The 16,822-nt window shown below is 66.9% G+C and carries 16 protein-coding genes; 15 read left to right on the forward strand and 1 reads right to left on the reverse strand.

What is annotated here, in order from left to right:
• Positions 1–67: 67 nt before the first annotated feature.
• The gene (locus ACRECX_RS10775) at positions 68–964 is read left to right on the forward strand and encodes a DUF2163 domain-containing protein (RefSeq protein WP_431558838.1); all 897 of its coding nucleotides are present in this window, start codon (positions 68–70) and stop codon (positions 962–964) included.
• A gap of 2 nt (positions 965–966) precedes the next feature.
• On the opposite strand, the gene ACRECX_RS10780 is transcribed toward ACRECX_RS10775, so the two are convergent.
• Complete coding sequence (locus ACRECX_RS10780) at positions 967–1,593, reverse strand: cupin domain-containing protein (protein WP_431558839.1); 627 nt, start codon at positions 1,591–1,593, stop codon at positions 967–969.
• A 58-nt stretch (positions 1,594–1,651) separates the two neighbouring features.
• Here ACRECX_RS10780 and ACRECX_RS10785 point away from each other — a divergent pair, with 58 nt between their 5' ends.
• The 14 genes from ACRECX_RS10785 (at position 1,652) to ACRECX_RS10850 (ending at position 16,821) form a co-directional block, all read left to right on the forward strand.
• Complete coding sequence (locus tag ACRECX_RS10785) at positions 1,652–2,137, forward strand: peptidase P60 (protein WP_431558840.1); 486 nt, start codon at positions 1,652–1,654, stop codon at positions 2,135–2,137.
• Between the two features lie 131 nt (positions 2,138–2,268).
• On the forward strand, positions 2,269–6,333 hold the full coding sequence (locus tag ACRECX_RS10790; RefSeq protein ID WP_431558841.1) for a baseplate multidomain protein megatron: 4,065 nt from the start codon (positions 2,269–2,271) through the stop codon (positions 6,331–6,333).
• A gap of 259 nt (positions 6,334–6,592) precedes the next feature.
• The gene (locus tag ACRECX_RS10795) at positions 6,593–8,320 is read left to right on the forward strand and encodes a tail fiber protein (RefSeq protein WP_431558842.1); all 1,728 of its coding nucleotides are present in this window, start codon (positions 6,593–6,595) and stop codon (positions 8,318–8,320) included.
• A 21-nt stretch (positions 8,321–8,341) separates the two neighbouring features.
• Positions 8,342–8,824 (forward strand): tail fiber assembly protein, encoded by a 483-nt coding sequence (locus tag ACRECX_RS10800; protein WP_431558843.1) that lies wholly within the window; start codon positions 8,342–8,344, stop codon positions 8,822–8,824.
• A 64-nt stretch (positions 8,825–8,888) separates the two neighbouring features.
• Positions 8,889–9,140: a hypothetical protein gene (locus tag ACRECX_RS10805; protein ID WP_431558844.1), complete on the forward strand. Its 252-nt coding sequence runs from the start codon at positions 8,889–8,891 to the stop codon at positions 9,138–9,140.
• A 76-nt stretch (positions 9,141–9,216) separates the two neighbouring features.
• Positions 9,217–9,666, forward strand: coding sequence for a TIGR02594 family protein (locus ACRECX_RS10810; protein ID WP_431558845.1), 450 nt, complete (start codon positions 9,217–9,219; stop codon positions 9,664–9,666).
• Between the two features lie 100 nt (positions 9,667–9,766).
• Entirely contained in the window at positions 9,767–9,967 is a 201-nt protein-coding gene (locus ACRECX_RS10815) for a hypothetical protein (protein WP_431558846.1), read from the forward strand.
• A gap of 94 nt (positions 9,968–10,061) precedes the next feature.
• Positions 10,062–10,346 carry a PepSY domain-containing protein gene (locus ACRECX_RS10820; protein WP_431558847.1) on the forward strand — a complete coding sequence of 95 codons (285 nt, stop codon included), beginning with the start codon at positions 10,062–10,064 and terminating at the stop codon, positions 10,344–10,346.
• Positions 10,347–10,386: 40 nt separating this feature from the next.
• Entirely contained in the window at positions 10,387–11,058 is a 672-nt protein-coding gene (locus ACRECX_RS10825) for a response regulator transcription factor (RefSeq protein WP_431558848.1), read from the forward strand.
• Entirely contained in the window at positions 11,048–12,412 is a 1,365-nt protein-coding gene (locus tag ACRECX_RS10830) for an ATP-binding protein (RefSeq protein WP_431558849.1), read from the forward strand. The genes ACRECX_RS10825 and ACRECX_RS10830 overlap by 11 nt, the downstream gene beginning before the upstream one ends.
• A 233-nt stretch (positions 12,413–12,645) precedes the next feature.
• Positions 12,646–13,110, forward strand: coding sequence for an RT0821/Lpp0805 family surface protein (locus ACRECX_RS10835; protein ID WP_431558850.1), 465 nt, complete (start codon positions 12,646–12,648; stop codon positions 13,108–13,110).
• A gap of 119 nt (positions 13,111–13,229) precedes the next feature.
• The gene (ccmI, locus tag ACRECX_RS10840) at positions 13,230–14,372 is read left to right on the forward strand and encodes a c-type cytochrome biogenesis protein CcmI (RefSeq protein ID WP_431558851.1); all 1,143 of its coding nucleotides are present in this window, start codon (positions 13,230–13,232) and stop codon (positions 14,370–14,372) included.
• Positions 14,369–14,836, forward strand: a complete 468-nt coding sequence (ccmE, locus tag ACRECX_RS10845) for a cytochrome c maturation protein CcmE (protein WP_431558852.1) — start codon at positions 14,369–14,371, stop codon at positions 14,834–14,836. The genes ccmI and ccmE overlap by 4 nt, the downstream gene beginning before the upstream one ends.
• On the forward strand, positions 14,836–16,821 hold the full coding sequence (locus ACRECX_RS10850) for a heme lyase CcmF/NrfE family subunit (RefSeq protein WP_431558853.1): 1,986 nt from the start codon (positions 14,836–14,838) through the stop codon (positions 16,819–16,821). The genes ccmE and ACRECX_RS10850 overlap by 1 nt, the downstream gene beginning before the upstream one ends.
• Position 16,822 lies beyond the last annotated feature (1 nt).

Below are 16,822 nucleotides of genomic sequence, written 5' to 3' on the forward strand. Positions count from 1 at the left end.
GAAGCAAGCTTCGGCACGACCTCTCCCCACAGGGGAGAGGTGAAAAGGGATACGGCTAGGCATTGTCATGAGAGTCTTGTCGGCGGGGTTGCAGGATCATCTCGATAGCGGTGCCACGAGTTTGTGCTGGTGCTGGCGCATCACGCGGAACGACGGGACGCGCTTCGGCTTCACCGATCACGACCGCGATCTTGCCTTCGACGGCACGAGCTTCGAGGCGGCGAGCGGCTTCACCGGCACGGAGATCGCCGGCGCCGTCGGCCTCAATGTCGATACGCTCGACGTCGAGGGCGCGCTCAAGTCGGAGCGGCTCAACGAGGCGGACCTCGCCGCCGGCCTGTTCGACAACGCGCTGATCGAGATCTACCGGGTGAACTGGGCGGCGCTGGCCGAGCGCGTGCTGATGCGCTATGGCAATCTCGGCGAGGTGTCGCGCGGGGCAACTCATTTCACCTGCGAGGTGCGTGGGCTCGCGCACGAGCTGCAGCAGCCGAAGGGGCGCATCGTCCAATATGGCTGCGACGCGGAGCTCGGCGATGCGCGCTGCAAGGTCGATCTCGACCAGGCGGCGTTCCGCTCCAATGACGGCGTGGTGGCGGAGCTTGGCGCCTCGCCGCGCAGGTTCCGCGCCTCGGGCATCAATCCCTTCGCCAACGACTGGTTCACGCGCGGGCTGATCACCTGGCTCTCCGGCGCCAACGCAGGCCGGCCGTCGGAGGTGAAGCTGCACGCCAAGCGCAGCGGCGAGGTGCATATCGAGCTGTGGCAGAGGCCAGCCGAGCCGATCGCGCCGGGCGATACGTTCAAGATCGTCGCGGGATGCGACAAGCAGTTCAAGACTTGCAGGGTCAAGTTCGACAATTTGCCGAATTTCCGCGGCTTCCCGCACGTGCCGGGCAACGACTTTATGCTGTCGGTGGCGACCCGCGGCGGCAAGAACGACGGCAAGAAGCTGAGCAGGTAGGCCTACGCCGGCTGCGGGAAGGCGCGGAGGTCGGCGGCGGCGGCCGGGTATTTCGCGGCGAGGGCTTCGGCGTCGCCAAGCTCGACATCTTTCGTGACATCGACGCCGGGCCATTCGGTCGAGCCGCCGAGGAACCAGCGGCGCGCACCTGAGATGCGCGCGGTGTGGAACGTGCCGCCGGGAATGAAGAACTGCACGTGCTGGCCGCCGAGCACGTCCGGCCCGATCACGACCCGCTCGGTGGCGCCGCTCGTATAGAGCAGACGCAGCTCGATCGGGTCGCCGAGATAATAGTGATAGAGCTGGTCGTTCATGATGCGGTGGAGCTTCACCGGCGCCTCTGGCGTCATCATGAAGTAGAGCGCGGTGCCGAGCGGGCGCCCTGCGGCGAACGGCGCGGGCAGGCCGCCCGGCGCGATCGACAACGCGCTCTTGTAGGTGTTGCGCACGAAGCCGCAAGTCTGGTTCGGCTCGAGCTTGAGGGCTTCGCGGATTTGATCGGCGGTCACGTCGTTGGGCATCGGCTCGGCCTTTGCGAGAGGAGACGCGAGCGCCGTCGCGCCGGCAAGACCCGCACCCTTCATCAAATCACGGCGGCCGATGGATGTCTTGTCCTTGGCGTCGGTCATGGCTGTCGTCCTCCATTCAAGCCGATCCTAGACGATCATGAGACCAGCGGGCAGACCGATGACGACACGCGAGGCGATCGTTGCGGGGGCGCGGGGCTGGATCGGCACGCCCTATCACCATCAGGCGAGCGTGAAGGGCGTGGGCTGCGACTGCCTCGGTTTGATCCGGGGGCTGTGGCGCGAGCTTTGCGGGCCGGAGCCCGAGGCGATGCCGGCCTATACGCGCGACTGGGGCAACGCCACGGGCTCGGAGACCTTGATGGAGGCCGGATGCCGGCACCTCGTCAAGCTCGCCGATGTCGGCGAGGCGGGACCGGGCGACGTGCTCGTGTTCCGAATGCGCGACCAGGGCGTGGCGAAGCATGCGGGGATTTTGGTTTTCGCCGAGCCTGCTGCCCTGGATTCCGGCTTGCGCCGGAATGACGCGGGGGAGGGGCCGCGGCTCATTCACGCGCAAGAGGGGCTTGGCGTTGTCGAAATTCCGCTTGGGCGGTGGTGGTTGCGCCGCGCCGTCGCGGCGTTCCGGTTTCCAGGCATCGAATGACTCACCTCTCCCCGTTGGGGAGAGGTCGGCGCGCTAAGCGCGTCGGGTGAGGGGGCTCAGACTCTGGCTCCCCCTCACCCCGACTCTCTCCCCACAGGGGAGAGGGGGTTTGCATCACGGGTGGCGACGTAATGGCGACATTGGTTCTTGGCGCGGTGGGGTCGGCGGTGGGCGGCGCGCTCATTCCGGGTGGCGTCAGCATCTTCGGCACGGCGATCTCCGGCGCCACCATCGGCGGCGCGGTCGGCTCGGTGGCCGGCGCGTTCATCGATCAGGCGTTGTTCTCGCCGCTCGCCGCATCGTCGGGACAGACGCGGCTGGAGCAGGGACCGCGCCTTGCCGACCTCAAGCTCGGCGCCTCCAGCGAGGGCGCGCCCATCCCGCGCATCTATGGGCGGGTGCGGCTGCCGGGCCAGCTGATCTGGGCCACGCGGTTCAAGGAGGAGGTGACCGTCACCACGCAGACGACCGGCGGCGGCGCGCCGGCGAAGGGCGGCAAGGACATTTTCGACGCGCCGAGCGCGCCGGCGGCGCAATCGCCGACGCAGACGGTGAAGACCGTCACCTACAGATATTTCGCCAACGCCGCCTACGCGATCTGCGAAGGGCCGATCACGCGGGTCGGGCGCATCTGGGCGGACGGCAAGGAGCTGAAGCAGTCGGACTTTACAATTCGAATCCATCGCGGCGACGAGAACGACGACGCCGACGGGCTGATCTCCTCGAAGGAAGGCGGCGACGACAAGGCCCCGGCCTATCGCGGCACGGCCTATGTCGTGTTCGAGAACATGGCGCTCGAGCGCTTCGGCAACCGCCTGCCGCAGCTCAATTTCGAGGTGTTCCGCGCGGTCGACGATTTCGAGAAGCAAGTCAACGCGGTCAACCTGATCCCGTCGGCGGGCGAGTTCGTCTACGAAAAGGCGCGGGTGATCCGAGTCGAGAACGGCGTGACCATCGCCGAGAACCTGCACACGGCGCTCGGCGGCACCGACTGGAAGGCCGCCATCGACCAGCTCGAGGATCAGCTGCCGAATGTCGGGCACGTGTCGATCGTGGTGAGCTGGTTCGGTACGGATCTCCGCATCGGTTCCTGCGAGGTGAAGCCCGGGGTCGAGGTCGCCACCAAGGAGACGCAGCCTTACGCCTGGTCGGTGGGCGGGCTCACGCGCGATGCGGCCTACGTCGTGTCGCAAGTCGACGGGCGTCCGGCCTATGGCGGCACGCCGTCGGACCGGGCGGTGGTGTCGGCGATCGAGGACCTGAAGGCGCGCGGCTACAAGGTGACGTTCTATCCGTTCATCTCCATGGACGTGGCGGACGGCAATGCGCTGCCCGACCCGTACACGGGGGAGACGGGGCAGCCGCCTTACCCGTGGCGCGGGCGCATCACCTGCGATCCCGCGCCTGACGCGCCTGGCACGGTGGACAAGACGGCGTCGTGCGCGACCCAGGTCGCGTCGTTCGTGGGCGCGGCGGAAGCCTCCGACTTCACCATCTCCGGCAATACGGTGCTCTATGCGGGGCCGGCGGAATGGTCGTTCCGCCGGTTCATTCTGCACTACGCGCATCTGTGCGAGGCGGCGGGCGGGGTCGATGCCTTCCTCATCGGCTCGGAGATGCGCGGCGCCACCAATTTGCGGTCGAGCCCATCCGCCTATCCCTTCGTCGGTGCGTTGGTGGACCTGGCAGCCGACGTGCGCGCGGTATTGCGGCCGAGCACGAAGATCACCTACGGCGCGGACTGGACGGAGCATCGTGGGCACCAGCCGCAGGACGGCACGGGCGACGTGTTCTTCCATCTCGACCCGCTATGGGCGAGCGCCGACATCGACGCGGTCGGCATCGACGTCTATTGGCCGCTGAGCGATTGGCGGGACGGCGAGGCGCATCTCGATCATCTGGCCGGCTGGCGGTCGATCTACGACCTCGATTATCTCCGCAGCAATATCAGGGGCGGGGAGGGCTTCGACTGGTACTACCCGGCGGCCGGCGCCACGGGCAACGAGGCGTCGCCGGAGCGCAGCGCGCAACAGCGCTTGCCGATCACCGACGGCGCCCACGGCAAGCCGTGGGTCTACAAGCCGAAGGCGATCAAGGAGTGGTGGCAGAACCAGCACTTCAATCGTCCTGGCGGGGCGGAAGCCGGCAGCCCGACCGCGTGGGAACCGGAATCGAAACCGATCTGGTTCACGGAGGTTGGCTGCCCGGCGGTCGACAAGGGCGCCAACCAGCCCAACGTGTTCATCGACCCGAAGAGCTCGGAGAGTTTCGCGCCGTACTTCTCGAATAGCGTCAGGGACGATTTGATGCAGCGCCGCTACATCGAGGCGATGCTGAGCTTCTTCGACCCGAGCCACGAAGATTACGTGGCCGGCTCGAACCCGGTGTCCGGCGCGTACGGCGGCCGCATGGTCGATCCCAACCGCATGTTCGTCTACACTTGGGACGCGCGGCCATTCCCTGCCTTTCCCTACGCGTTGTCGGTGTGGGCGGACGGCGGCAATTGGGAGCTTGGGCACTGGCTCACGGGGCGCGTCGGCGGCGGTGCGTTGTCGGCAATCGTGCGGCAAATCCTCGAGGATTACGGCTTCACCCGCTACGAGGTGAGCCGGCTCTACGGCTTCCTCGACGGCTTCGTCATCGACCGAATCATGAGTGCACGCGAGGCGCTTCAGCCGCTCGGGCTCGCTTTTCTGTTCGACGCCTACGAATCCGGCGGCCTCATTCAGTTCGCCCATCGCGGGCTGATCGGGCCGGTGGCGGCGGTCGCGCCGGACGATCTCGTCGAGACCGATGCCGCGGCGCCGCTCTACACCTTGACCCGCGGCCAGGAGACCGAACTGCCGCTCTCGGCCAAGGTCACGTTCATCGACGGCAGTCACGACTACGCGCAAGGCGCGGTGGAGGCGCGGCGCCTTGGCGTGCGCAGCGACCGGGTGTCGGCGGCGGAGCTGCCCATCGTCATCAATCAGGGCAGGGCGCTCGCCATCGCCGAGCGCTGGCTGCGCGACGCCTGGGCGGCACGGGAGCGCGGCAGCCTCGCGCTGCCGCCGAGCCGGCTCGCGCTCGAGCCGGGCGACGTGATCACGCTGCAATCGGCGGGGCGGAGCTATGCGCTCCGTCTCACCGAGACGCGGGACGGCGCCTTCAAGGCGATCGAGGCGCGCTCGGTCGAGCCGTTCAATCTCGACGCATTGCCGGTGCCGGAACGCGAACGGGAGTTCGACGTCGTCACGGTGTACGGGCCGACTTCGGCGACGTTTCTCGATCTGCCGCTGCTGCGCGGGGACGAGGCGCCGCATATTGGCTACATCGCCGCCAACGCCGATCCCTGGCCGGGCGCGGTCGCCGTATATCGCTCGCCGTCGACGAGCGGCTACGAGCTCAACACCATCGTCGGCGCGCGGGCGACCGGCGGCGAGACGGTGTTCGATTTCTATTCGGGACCGCTCCACCGCTTCGACAAGAGCAATGTGCTGCGCGTCAAGCTTAACTTCGGTGAATTGGAGTCGGTGACCGAGGAGGCGCTGCTCAACGGCGCCAACTTCGCGGCGATCCAGAACGAAGACGGCGACTGGGAGCTGATCCAGTTCCAGACGGCGGCGCTGGCCGACGCGGCAACCTACGACCTGTCGGTGCTGCTGCGCGGCATGAACGGCACGGAAGGCGCCATGCGCAATCCCGTCGCTGCTGGCGCGCGCTTCATTCTGGTCAACAGCGCGGTGACGCCGGTTGGCTTGCGGCCGGAGGTCGGACTTGCGCTGAACTACAAATATGGCCCGGCGAGCGAGAGCCTCGATGCGGAGTCATACGGCACCGCGGCGCACGCCTTTCAGGGATTGGGCCTGCGGCCCCTATCGCCGGTGCATCTGCAAGGCAAGCGTGAGCCCTCGACCGGCGACTGGATGTTGCTGTGGGTGCGGCGCACGCGCATCGGCGGCGATAGCTGGCAGAGCGTCGAGGTGCCGTTGGCCGAGGAGGCGGAGCGCTATCGGCTGGAGATCCTCGACGCGCCGGGCGGCGACGTGCTCCGCGCCGTCGAGGTGACGGCGCCGATATTCCTCTACACCGCGGCGATGCAGACGGCGGATTTCGGGGCGCCACAATGGAACGTGCCGATTCGGGTCTCACAAATCTCGCCGGTCTACGGCGCGGGCGCCGCCGCCGAGCAGCTGACTTACGACTACCAACACTAGAAATCAGAAGTCAGAAACCAGAAACCAGAAGGAGTCCGGCGCGCTTCCGGTCTCTGGTTTCTGATTTCTGGCTTCTGGCGAGGAACGAGCCCAATGGCTGAAGAATCCGCGAAGCTGCGCATCCCCTACATCGCCGCGGCGCAGGCGCAGAAGCACGTCACCCATAACGAGGGCATGACCCTGCTCGACACCTTGGTGCAGCTTGCCGTGCTCGACAAGGACCTGGCCGCACCGCCCGACCGAGGGCGACACCTATATCGTGGCGGGATCCGCGACCGGCGAGTGGCTCGGCTGGGACAAGCGCATCGCCCGTTTCATCGACGGCGAGTGGCGCTCCTATCTGCCCGGCGCCGGCGGCGGGCAGGGCTGGCGCGCCTGGGTGATCGACGAGGCCGCGTTCTATGTGTTCGACGGCGCGGACTGGAACCTCTATTCGGGGGGTGGCGGCGGCGGGGTCTCGGACGGCGACAAGGGCGACATCACCGTCTCCGGCGGCGGCGGTACGTGGACCGTCGACAACGACGCGGTCACCTTCGCCAAGATGCAAAACGTCACGAGCGACCGGCTGATCGGCCGCGACACCGCGTCCAGTGGCGACCCGGAGGAGATTACCGTCTCGGGCGGCGTCGAGTTCACCGGCTCGGGCGGCATCAGACGCTCGGCCTTGACCGGCGACGTGACGGCCTCCGCCGGCTCCAATTCGACCACCATCGCCAACAACGCCGTGACCAACGCCAAGACTGCTGACATGGCGGCGTGGACCATCAAGCTGCGCAACGCCGGCTCGTCCGGCGATCCCTCGGACGCGGCGCTCGCCAGCCTGACGGAAGAGGGCTCGCCCGCGTCGGGCGACTTCCTGGTCGGCTTCCTAGGCACGGGCGAGATCCGCAAATTCGACGTGGGCAATCTGCCGGGCGGCGGCGGGGGCGGGGCGGCCGACTTTATCGATCTAGGCGACGTGCCGGCGAGCTATTCGGGCCAGGCGTCGAAACTCGTGGCGGTGACGGCGACGGAGGACGGGCTCGAGTTCATCACGAGCGCCTCGCTCACCGACGGCGACAAGGGCGACATCACTGTCTCAGGTGGCGGCGCTACGTGGACCGTCGACAACGACGCGATCACCTTCGCCAAGATGCAGGACATCGCCACCGACTCTCTGATCGGCCGCGACACCGCCGGCACCGGCGATCCCGAGAACATCACGCTCAACACCACTCTGTCGATGAGCGCCGGCCAGCTGCGGCGCGCGGCGCTCACCGGCGACGTGACGGCGAGCGCCGGGTCGAACTCCACCACAATCGCCAACAACGCGGTGACGAACGCCAAGGCGGCCGACATGGCGGCGTGGAGCTTCAAGCTCCGCAACGCGGGCTCCTCCGGCGATCCGTCCGACGTGGCGCTTGCCGATCTCACGGAGGAGGCGTCACCCGCCGCGGGCGACTTCCTGGTCGGCTTCCTTGGCTCGGGAGAAATTCGCAAATTCGACGTGGGCAATCTGCCGGGCGGCGGCGGGGGCGGCGCCAGCGGGTTCATCGGGTTGGTTTTCTGGCACGCCGGCACGTCGCCGCCCGCGTTTGCCTTGGAATGCGACGGATCGGCAGTGTCGCGGACCACGTATGCCGGTCTCTTTGCCGAGATCGGCACGACCTTCGGTCCCGGCGATGGCTCGACGACTTTCGACCTGCCCGACCTTATCACCGACAACCGCTTCATCCGCGCCGCCGATGGCTCCGCGATCACGGTGGGGACGACGCAGTCGAGCGGCCTGCCGAACATCACGGGCTCCATCAATGCGAACCCCACTGTCCGCATGTCTGGTTCGGGTGCTTTCTCAGACGATGGCAGCACCACTACAGGCTCAAATACGGGCACCGGTTCCGCCAACAGCGATTTGGCTTTCGACGCCTCGGATAGCAATGCCATCTATGGCGCGGCTGCCGAGGTTCGCCCCAACAACATCGCTTTGCTGCCGTGCATCGTGTTCTAGGGATCAGCCTAAGGATCAGCCATGACGACCATCTACCTCTTCGATCCCGAGACCGGCGAATTTGCGGGGAGCATGCAGGCGAAGCGCGACCGGTTCGGCACCGAACTTTTGCCAGGACCACATCACGCCTCGCGCACGCTCGATGCGCCGCCCGAATTTGCGCCTGGACACGTTGTCTGCCGCAAGGACGGCGTTTGGGTGCAAGTCGAGGACCATCGCGGCGAGACGGTCTACGCTACCGCAGACGGTACGGAGCGTGAGATAAAAGACCTTGGCGCGTTGCCCGATGACGTGACGGCCGCGAAGCCAGGTGTGCACGACACATGGGACGAGCGGCGCGGCGCGTGGGCCGAGGACGCCGAGCGGCGAGCGACGTCAGAGCGCCAGGCACTGATCGAGGCGGCGCGGGCGGCAGCCGCCGAGCGGGTCGCGACCTCGCCTTCCGGCGAGATCTCCGCCGAGGATCTCGCTGTGGCGGTGGGCTTGCGCGAGCCCGCGCTCTAAGCGGCGAAGCACGCCTGCGCGATTGAGCCTTTAAGCGAGACGGGGCCCCTGCGAGGAGAGGCCGATGGGCACGATGTTGCTGAACGCCATCTATCGCTCGGTCGAGCACATGAGCACAGCAAAGGCAGCGACACTCGGCGGCGCGGGAACTGGCATCTCGCTGACCGCGGCGATGATCGACCCGAGTACGCTGTCGCCGTGGCTGCACCTCCTCACGCTGGGGATCGGCAGCCTGACGGGCCTCGCCTCCCTCGTGCTCGTGGCGCTCAAGATCGTGCAGCAGTACCGCGCCATGAAGGCGAAGCCGTATCAGTAATCAGCAATCAGTAATCAGAAATCAGAAATCGGATGGGGCGCGGTTGAGGCGCCCCTCTTTTTTGTTGGAGGGGAGCATGGCGATCCCTCGCTGGTACGCGCTCGCGCTCGCCGAACGCGGCGTGAAGGAAGCGCCGGGCGCCGCGAACAACCCGGTGGTGCAGGGCTACTACCGGGATGCCGGGCACGCGGACGTGAAGCATGACAGCGTGCCGTGGTGCGCCGCGTTCGCCGGCGCCATGCTGGCGCGCGCCGGGCTCAAGCCGTCGGGCTCGCTCGCGGCGCGCTCCTATCTTGCCTGGGGCGAGAAGCTGTCCACCCCGCGCCAAGGCTGCATCGTGGTGCTGAAGCGCGGCAAGGGTTGGCAGGGCCACGTCACGTTCTTCGATCGCGAGGAAAACGGGCGCCTCGTCTGTCTCGGCGGCAACCAGTCCGACAAAGTCTGTTTCGCCGCCTATCGCAAGAGCCTCGTGCTCGGCTACCGCTGGCCGGGCCAGGGGTCAGGAATCAGAAATCAGCTCCTGTAGCCCGCATGAAGCGAAGCGGAATGCGGGTTGCTAGGTCCCGGATTTCGCTTCGCTCCATCCGGGCTACGACTGTTCCCACAACAAGGAAAGGACGTTGAGAATGAACACGCTTTCATGGCTCATCACTGGCGGCTTCGCCAAAGGTTACCGCACGCAGATCCTCGGCGTGACTACGGCGCTCTCGGCGGTCGGCTATTGGGCGGCGGGCGACATGACGCGGCTCGGTCTTGCGGCGCTCGGCGCCAAGGTGGACGATGCCGCGGCAAAGCCCGAGGCGGGCAAGCCCTCCAAGGTGAAGTAGGCGAGGGCCCCGTTCATGCACCGTTCATTGGCCCTCCCTTAGGGTTACTCTCAAGTAGGGATATTTGGGGACTGAGATGACGAGCCGAGCGACGATGCGAATGGCCATTGGGGCGCTTGCCGCGGTCCTGCTGACCGCGGGCGCGGCGCCGGCCGAGGCCGGCTGCCTTCCGTGGAAATCGGCCGGCGCGCTCATCTCGCAGAACTCACTCATCCCAGGCAATGTTATCTACAAGATGGTGCAGTCGAAGACCGGCGGGAAGGTGATCTCCGCCACCTTGTGCGAGAGCGGCGGCAATTTCGTCTATAAGATCGTGGTCCTGGGCAAGAAAGGCGAGGTCACCAATCTCAACGTTGACGCTCGCACCGGGCAGTTTTAGGAGGGCGCGGGGAGCGTCCTAAGCTTGAGGAGGTAGGGCTTTGCGGCTTCTCGTCGTCGAGGACGATCCAGATCTCAACCGTCAGCTCGTCACCGCGCTCGGCGAGGCGGGCTACGCCGTCGACACTGCGTTCGACGGCGAGGAGGGGCACTTTCTCGGCGATACCGAGCCCTACGACGCCGTGGTGCTCGATCTCGGCCTGCCGAAGAAGGATGGGATCTCCGTGCTCGAGCAGTGGCGGCGCGACGACCGCAAGATGCCGGTCCTGATCCTCACCGCGCGCGAACGGTGGAGCGACAAGGTGGCCGGCATGGACGCCGGCGCCGACGATTACGTCGCCAAGCCGTTCCACATGGAAGAGGTGCTGGCACGCCTGCGGGCGCTGCTCAGGCGCTCGGCCGGTCACGCCCGCAACGAGATGGAATGCGGGCCGCTCCGTCTCGACACCAGGACGGCGCGGGTCACGGTGAACGGCCAGAGCATCAAGCTCACCTCCCACGAATACCGCGTGCTCGCCTACCTTATGATGCACCGCGAGCGCGTCGTCTCCCGCACCGAGCTCGTCGAGCATCTTTACGAGCAGGACTTCGACCGCGACTCCAACACGGTCGAGGTGTTCATCGGGCGCCTGCGCAAGAAGCTGCCCATCGATCTCATCAAGACCGTCCGGGGGCTAGGCTACCGCCTCACGGACAACGAAGATGGGGCCTAAGTCTCTCGCCTTCAGGCTATTCGCCTCGGCCGCGGCATGGACCCTCGTGGTCATCCCCGCCGCCGCCATTCTCCTCGTCTCCCTCTATCGCCAAGCCGTCGAACGCAATTTCGACGCGCGCCTCAACGTCTACCTGACGAGCCTGGTCGCCTCGACCACGGAAGAGGGTGGCACTTCCCCCAAAGACCCCGCCAATCTCGGCGATCCGATCTTCACCATCCCGTTCTCCGGCTGGTACTGGCAAATCAAGCCGCTTAGAGGCGCCGAGCGTCCCCTCTACATCTCCGACTCGCTGCTCGATCAGCAACTCGACCTGCCGAGCCGCGACGGCGTTAAGCCGGACGAGACCTTGACGCGGCGGAGCTATGCGCCGGGCCCTGACAATCAGAGCCTGCGTATCGTCGAGCGCGAGATCAGGCCGGGCGGGGAGCTCTCCATTCCCTACTCCTATGCCGTGGCGGGCAATGCCGCCGAGATCGACGCCGATCTCGCCGAGTTCACCACCATGCTCATTCTCGCGTTGGCGCTGCTCGGGCTCGGCCTCGTGGCGGCGACGTTCTTCCAGGTGCGCTTCGGGCTCCTGCCTTTGCGCGCGATACGCCACGACCTCACGGCGATCCGCTCCGGCGAGGCCGAGAAGCTCGAAGGCGAGCTTCCCGACGAGATCAAGCCGCTTCAGCAGGAGCTGAACGCCCTCATTCAATCGAATCGCGAGATCGTCGACCGGGCGCGCACCCATGTCGGCAATCTCGCGCATGCGCTCAAGACGCCGCTCAGCGTCATCAGCAACGAGGCGCGCACCCACAAAGGCGCGCTCTCCGACAAGGTGGTGGAGCAGGCGGAGATCATGCGCACGCAGATCACCCATCACCTCGACCGCGCGCGGGTCGCCGCCCGGTCGAGCGTGATCGGCGATCTGACCGACGTGCCGCCGGTGCTCGACGCGCTGAAGCGCACGCTCGACCGCATCTACGGCGAGCGCGGGATCGAACTGGCAGTCAAGGCATCGCCCGGGTTGAAGTTTCAAGGCGAAAAGCAGGACTTCGAGGAGATGGTCGGGAATCTCCTGGACAACGCCTGCAAATGGGCGAGGGGGCGGGTGGCGGTCAACGCCGAGCGCCTGGGCGACAACGCAAGCTTCGCGGTCATCGTCGACGACGACGGCCCCGGGCTGACGGAGGCCGAGCGGGAGAAGGTGGTGAAGCGGGGGCAGCGCCTCGACGAGACCAAGCCAGGCTCAGGCCTCGGCCTCTCCATCGTGGCCGACCTGGCTCATCTATATAAGGGGCGGTTCGAGCTGGAACCCTCGCCGGAAGGGGGCTTGCGGGCCAGGCTGACCCTGCCGGCGGCTTGATCGTAGCCCGGGTGACGCGAAGCGTAACCCGGGATTGAGTGTGAGAAACCCGGATTTCGCTACGCTCCATCCAGGCTACAAGCTGCCGGCGGCTTGATTTCCAGGGATTTGCCTTGTCTCAACCTATTTTGGCCAGATTTGTTATTCTTAAGGATCGTAGGACAGGATAAACTCTCGCTATTCAGTCTCTCGCCGGGGGCCGGGTTGGTTAACTCTAGGCGTAGGGGGAAGCCATGAGACTAACACCATTCATCGCAATCGCCCTGGTGCCGTTGTTTCTCACGGCATGCGGGCCGGGCAACAAGCAAGGCACGGGGACCATCCTCGGCGCGGTCGCCGGCGGCGCCGCGGGCGCCGCGATTGGCGGCAAGGATAACCGGGCGGCCGGATTGGCGATCGGCGCGGTGACCGGAGGCATTCTCGGCAATCTGATCGGCGCGGACCTCGACGAGCGCGACCGCCAATTGGCGGCGCAGGCGCAATACCAGGCGCTGGAATATGGTCAGGCCGGCCAGGTCACGCCGTGGAACAATCCGTCCAATCAGCACCGCGGCCAGATCGTGCCGGGCAAGCCCTATCAGCAGGGCAGCTCTTTTTGCCGCCCGTACACGCACACGATCTATGTCAGCGGGCAGCCGCAGACGGCCCGCGGCACGGCCTGCCGTGGACCCGATGGCACCTGGAACGTGGTCGGCTAGCGGCCTGTCCATTCAGATTGCGGCGAATTAATCTCCGCGAGGTCCGGGCGGACCTTGCCCCGCTCAGCCCGTTTCCCTATGCCTAACCTTCTGTTGGCTTCTGGAGGTTGGCACCTCACGTGCTGCTTTGGGTCATTCTCGCCGGCCTCACGGCGATCGTTCTCTTCGTTCTGTTGCGGCCGCTCGTGAGCGGCGGCGCCGGCGAGCCCGGACGCGGGGCTTTCGACGCGGCCGTGTATCGCGACCAGCTCGAGGAGATCGAGAGCGACCGCGCGCGCGGGTTGCTCGGCGAGGCCGAGGCCGAGGCTGCGCGCCTCGAAGTTTCGCGTCGCCTGCTCGCGGCCGATGCCAACACGCAGGTAGCGAATGGCGCACGCCGGTCCGGCACGCTTCCCCGCGCTGCCTTGATCGGCGTTGCGCTCGCGCTGCCGCTCGCAGCGCTCGGCCTCTATCTCACCTACGGCTCCCCCCGCCTACCCGATCAGCCGCTCGCCGCGCGGCTGCAAGATCCCGCCAACGATCAGAATCTCGCCGCGCTCGTCGCCAGAGTCGAGGCGCGCTTACGCGAACATCCCGAAGAAGGTGAAGGCTGGGACGTCATCGCGCCGGTCTATATGGGCTGGCGCCGCTATGGCGACGCGGCCGATGCCTATGCGCAGGCGATCAGGCTGCTCGGGCCGTCGGCCAAGCGTCTCTCCGGCCATGGCCAGGCGCTCGTGCTTGAGACCGGCGGGGTGGTGACGGAGGAAGCGCGAAAGTCGCTCGAAGGCGCGCTCGCGCTTGACGCGAGCCTGGTCGAGCCGCGCATCCTGCTCGCCATCGCCAAGGAGCAGGACGGAGAGTTTGCCGCGGCCATCGACGATTGGCGCGGGCTGCTCGAGCGGGAAGGCGCCGACGAGCGGTGGCGCGCGATGGTGCAGAAGCGCATCGAAGCGGCCGAGGCGCAGATGTCCGGCAAGCCTATCGACGAGGCGCAGGACGTGCGCGGTCCGAGCGCAGCGGACATCGCCGCGGCGCAAAACATGAGCCCGGCCGACCGCGCGGCGATGGCCGAGCAGATGGTGCAGCGCCTTGCCGCACGGCTCGAGCAGCAGGGCGACGACCTCGGCGGCTGGCTCCAGCTGGTGCGCGCCTATACGGTGCTCGACCGCAAGGACGACGCCCTGAAGGCGCTGGCGCGCGCCAAGAGCCAGTTCGCCGGCAAGGCGCAAGCCATCGAGCAGCTCGACGCGCTCGCGGCGGAGCTTGGATTGCAGTCATGACGCGCAAGCAGCGAAGAGGGGTTCTGATCGGCACGTGCCTTGCGGTGCTCGGGCTCGCCGTCGGGCTCGTGCTCTACGCCATGCGGGATTCGATCGTGTTCTTCTATGGCCCGAGCGACGTGGCCGAGATGAAAGTGGCGCCGGGTCAGCGGTTCCGGCTCGGCGGCTTGGTCGAGATGGGAAGCGTCGAGCGAGGCGAGGGGACCACCGTGCGCTTCGTCGTCACCGACCAGAAGAAAACCTTGCCCGTGACGTACACGGGTGTCTTGCCGGACCTCTTCCGCGAGGGACAGGGCGTGGTCACAGAGGGTGTGCTCGAGCCGGACGGGGTGTTTCACGCCGACAGCGTGCTCGCCAAGCACGACGAGAACTACATGCCGCCTGAAGTCGCCGCCAAGCTGAAGGAACAAGGTGTGTGGCAGGGCGACGGGGCAGACGCTGCGGAAGACGGCAAGGTGAACTAATGATCGCTGAGACGGGACATTACGCGCTGATCCTGGCGCTCGGGGTCGCCATCGTGCAGATGGCACTGCCGCTCCTCGGCGCGCGCACGCGCGACGCGCAACTTGCCGCCGTCGCCATTCCCGCCGCGCAGGCGCAGTTCATTTTGATCCTCGTCGCCTTCATGGCGCTGACGACAGCGTACGTGACGTCGGACTTCTCGGTGGCGAATGTCTGGCAGAACTCGCATTCGGCGAAGCCGATGCTCTACAAGATCTCCGGCGTGTGGGGGAACCACGAAGGCTCCATGGTCTTGTGGGTGCTGATCCTCGCGCTGTTCGGTGCGGCGGTCGCTACGTGGGGCGCAAATCTGCCGCGCCAGCTCCAGGCCAATGTGCTCGCCGTGCAAGGCGCGATCGCCGTGGCGTTTCTCCTGTTCATCGTCACGACGTCCAATCCTTTCACCCGGCTCGACCCGGCGCCGTTCGACGGGCAGGGCCTCAATCCCGTGCTCCAGGATCCCGCGCTCGCCTTCCACCCGCCGTTCCTCTACGCGGGCTATGTCGGGTTTTCGATGGCGTTTTCCTTCGCCGTCGCCGCGCTGATCGACGGCCGCATCGATGCCGCCTGGGCGCGCTGGGTCAGGCCATGGACGCTCGCGGCCTGGATGTGCCTCACCCTCGGCATCGCCTTGGGCTCGTGGTGGGCCTATTACGAGCTTGGTTGGGGCGGGTTCTGGTTCTGGGACCCGGTGGAGAACGCCTCGTTCATGCCGTGGCTCGCCGGCACGGCGCTGCTCCATTCGGCGCTGGTGATGGAGAAGCGCGACGCGCTCAAAGTGTGGACCATCCTGCTGGCCATCATCACCTTCTCCTTGAGCCTGATGGGCACGTTCCTGGTGCGCTCGGGCGTGCTCACCTCGGTGCATGCGTTTGCCGTCGATCCGGCGCGCGGCGTGTTCATCCTCGGCATCATGGCGGTGTTCATCGGCGGGGCGCTGATCCTGTTCGCGTGGCGCGCGCCGCTGCTGTCGCAAGGTGGCCTGTTCGCGCCGATCAGCCGGGAAGGCGCCCTCGTTCTCAATAATCTTCTGCTGACGGTGGCGTGCGCCGCGGTGCTGGTCGGCACGCTCTATCCGCTCGCGCTCGAGGCGCTGACGGGAGACAAGATCTCGGTCGGGGCGCCGTTCTTCAACTTGACCTTCGTGCCGCTCATCGTGCCGCTCCTCATCGCCGTGCCGTTCGGGCCGCTGCTCGCGTGGAAGCGCGGCGATCTCCTGGCGGCGGCGCAAAGGCTCATGGCGGCGGCGATCGTCAGCCTTGCGGTCATTGTCATCGTGCTCGCCATCAACCAGAAGGGACCTTGGCTTGCCCCGCTCGGCGTCGGCCTCGGCGTCTGGCTGATCATGGGTGCGGCGACCGAGATCGCCACGCGGGTCAAGCTGTTCGGTTCGTCACGCGCCGAGGCATGGCGGCGCTTGCGCAATCTGCCGCGCGCCGCCTACGGCTCGGCGCTCGCGCATGCGGGGCTCGGCCTCGTGGTCGTCGGCATCGTCGCCACCTCGGCGTGGCGCTCGGAGCGCATCGAGGCGTTGGCGCCGGGCGAGGCTGTGGACATCGCCGGCTACCGGCTCGTGTTCCAGGGGACCGCGCCGCGGCAAGGTGCGAACTATCAGGAGCGGGTCGGCGTGTTCGAAGTCACGCGCGGCGGCCGCCTGGTCACCGAGCTTGCGCCGTCGAAGCGCGAATTCACCGTGGAGCGGAACACGACCACGGAAGCCGGCATCCACAACAGCTGGCGGGGTGACCTCTATGTCGTGCTCGGCGATCCGCTGAAGGACGGCGCCTACACGGTCAGGGTCTATTTCAATCCGCTGGTGCGGCTGATCTGGATCGGGGCACTGGTGATGTTCTTCGGCGGCGCCGTGTCGCTGTCGGACCGGCGTTTGCGGGTCGGCGCGCCGAAGCGCGCGCAAACGAAGCCGGCGCCGGTCGCGGCGGGGGAGTGAC

This window comes from Methyloceanibacter sp., assembly GCF_050726195.1.
Taxonomy (GTDB): Bacteria; Pseudomonadota; Alphaproteobacteria; order Rhizobiales; family Methyloligellaceae; genus Methyloceanibacter.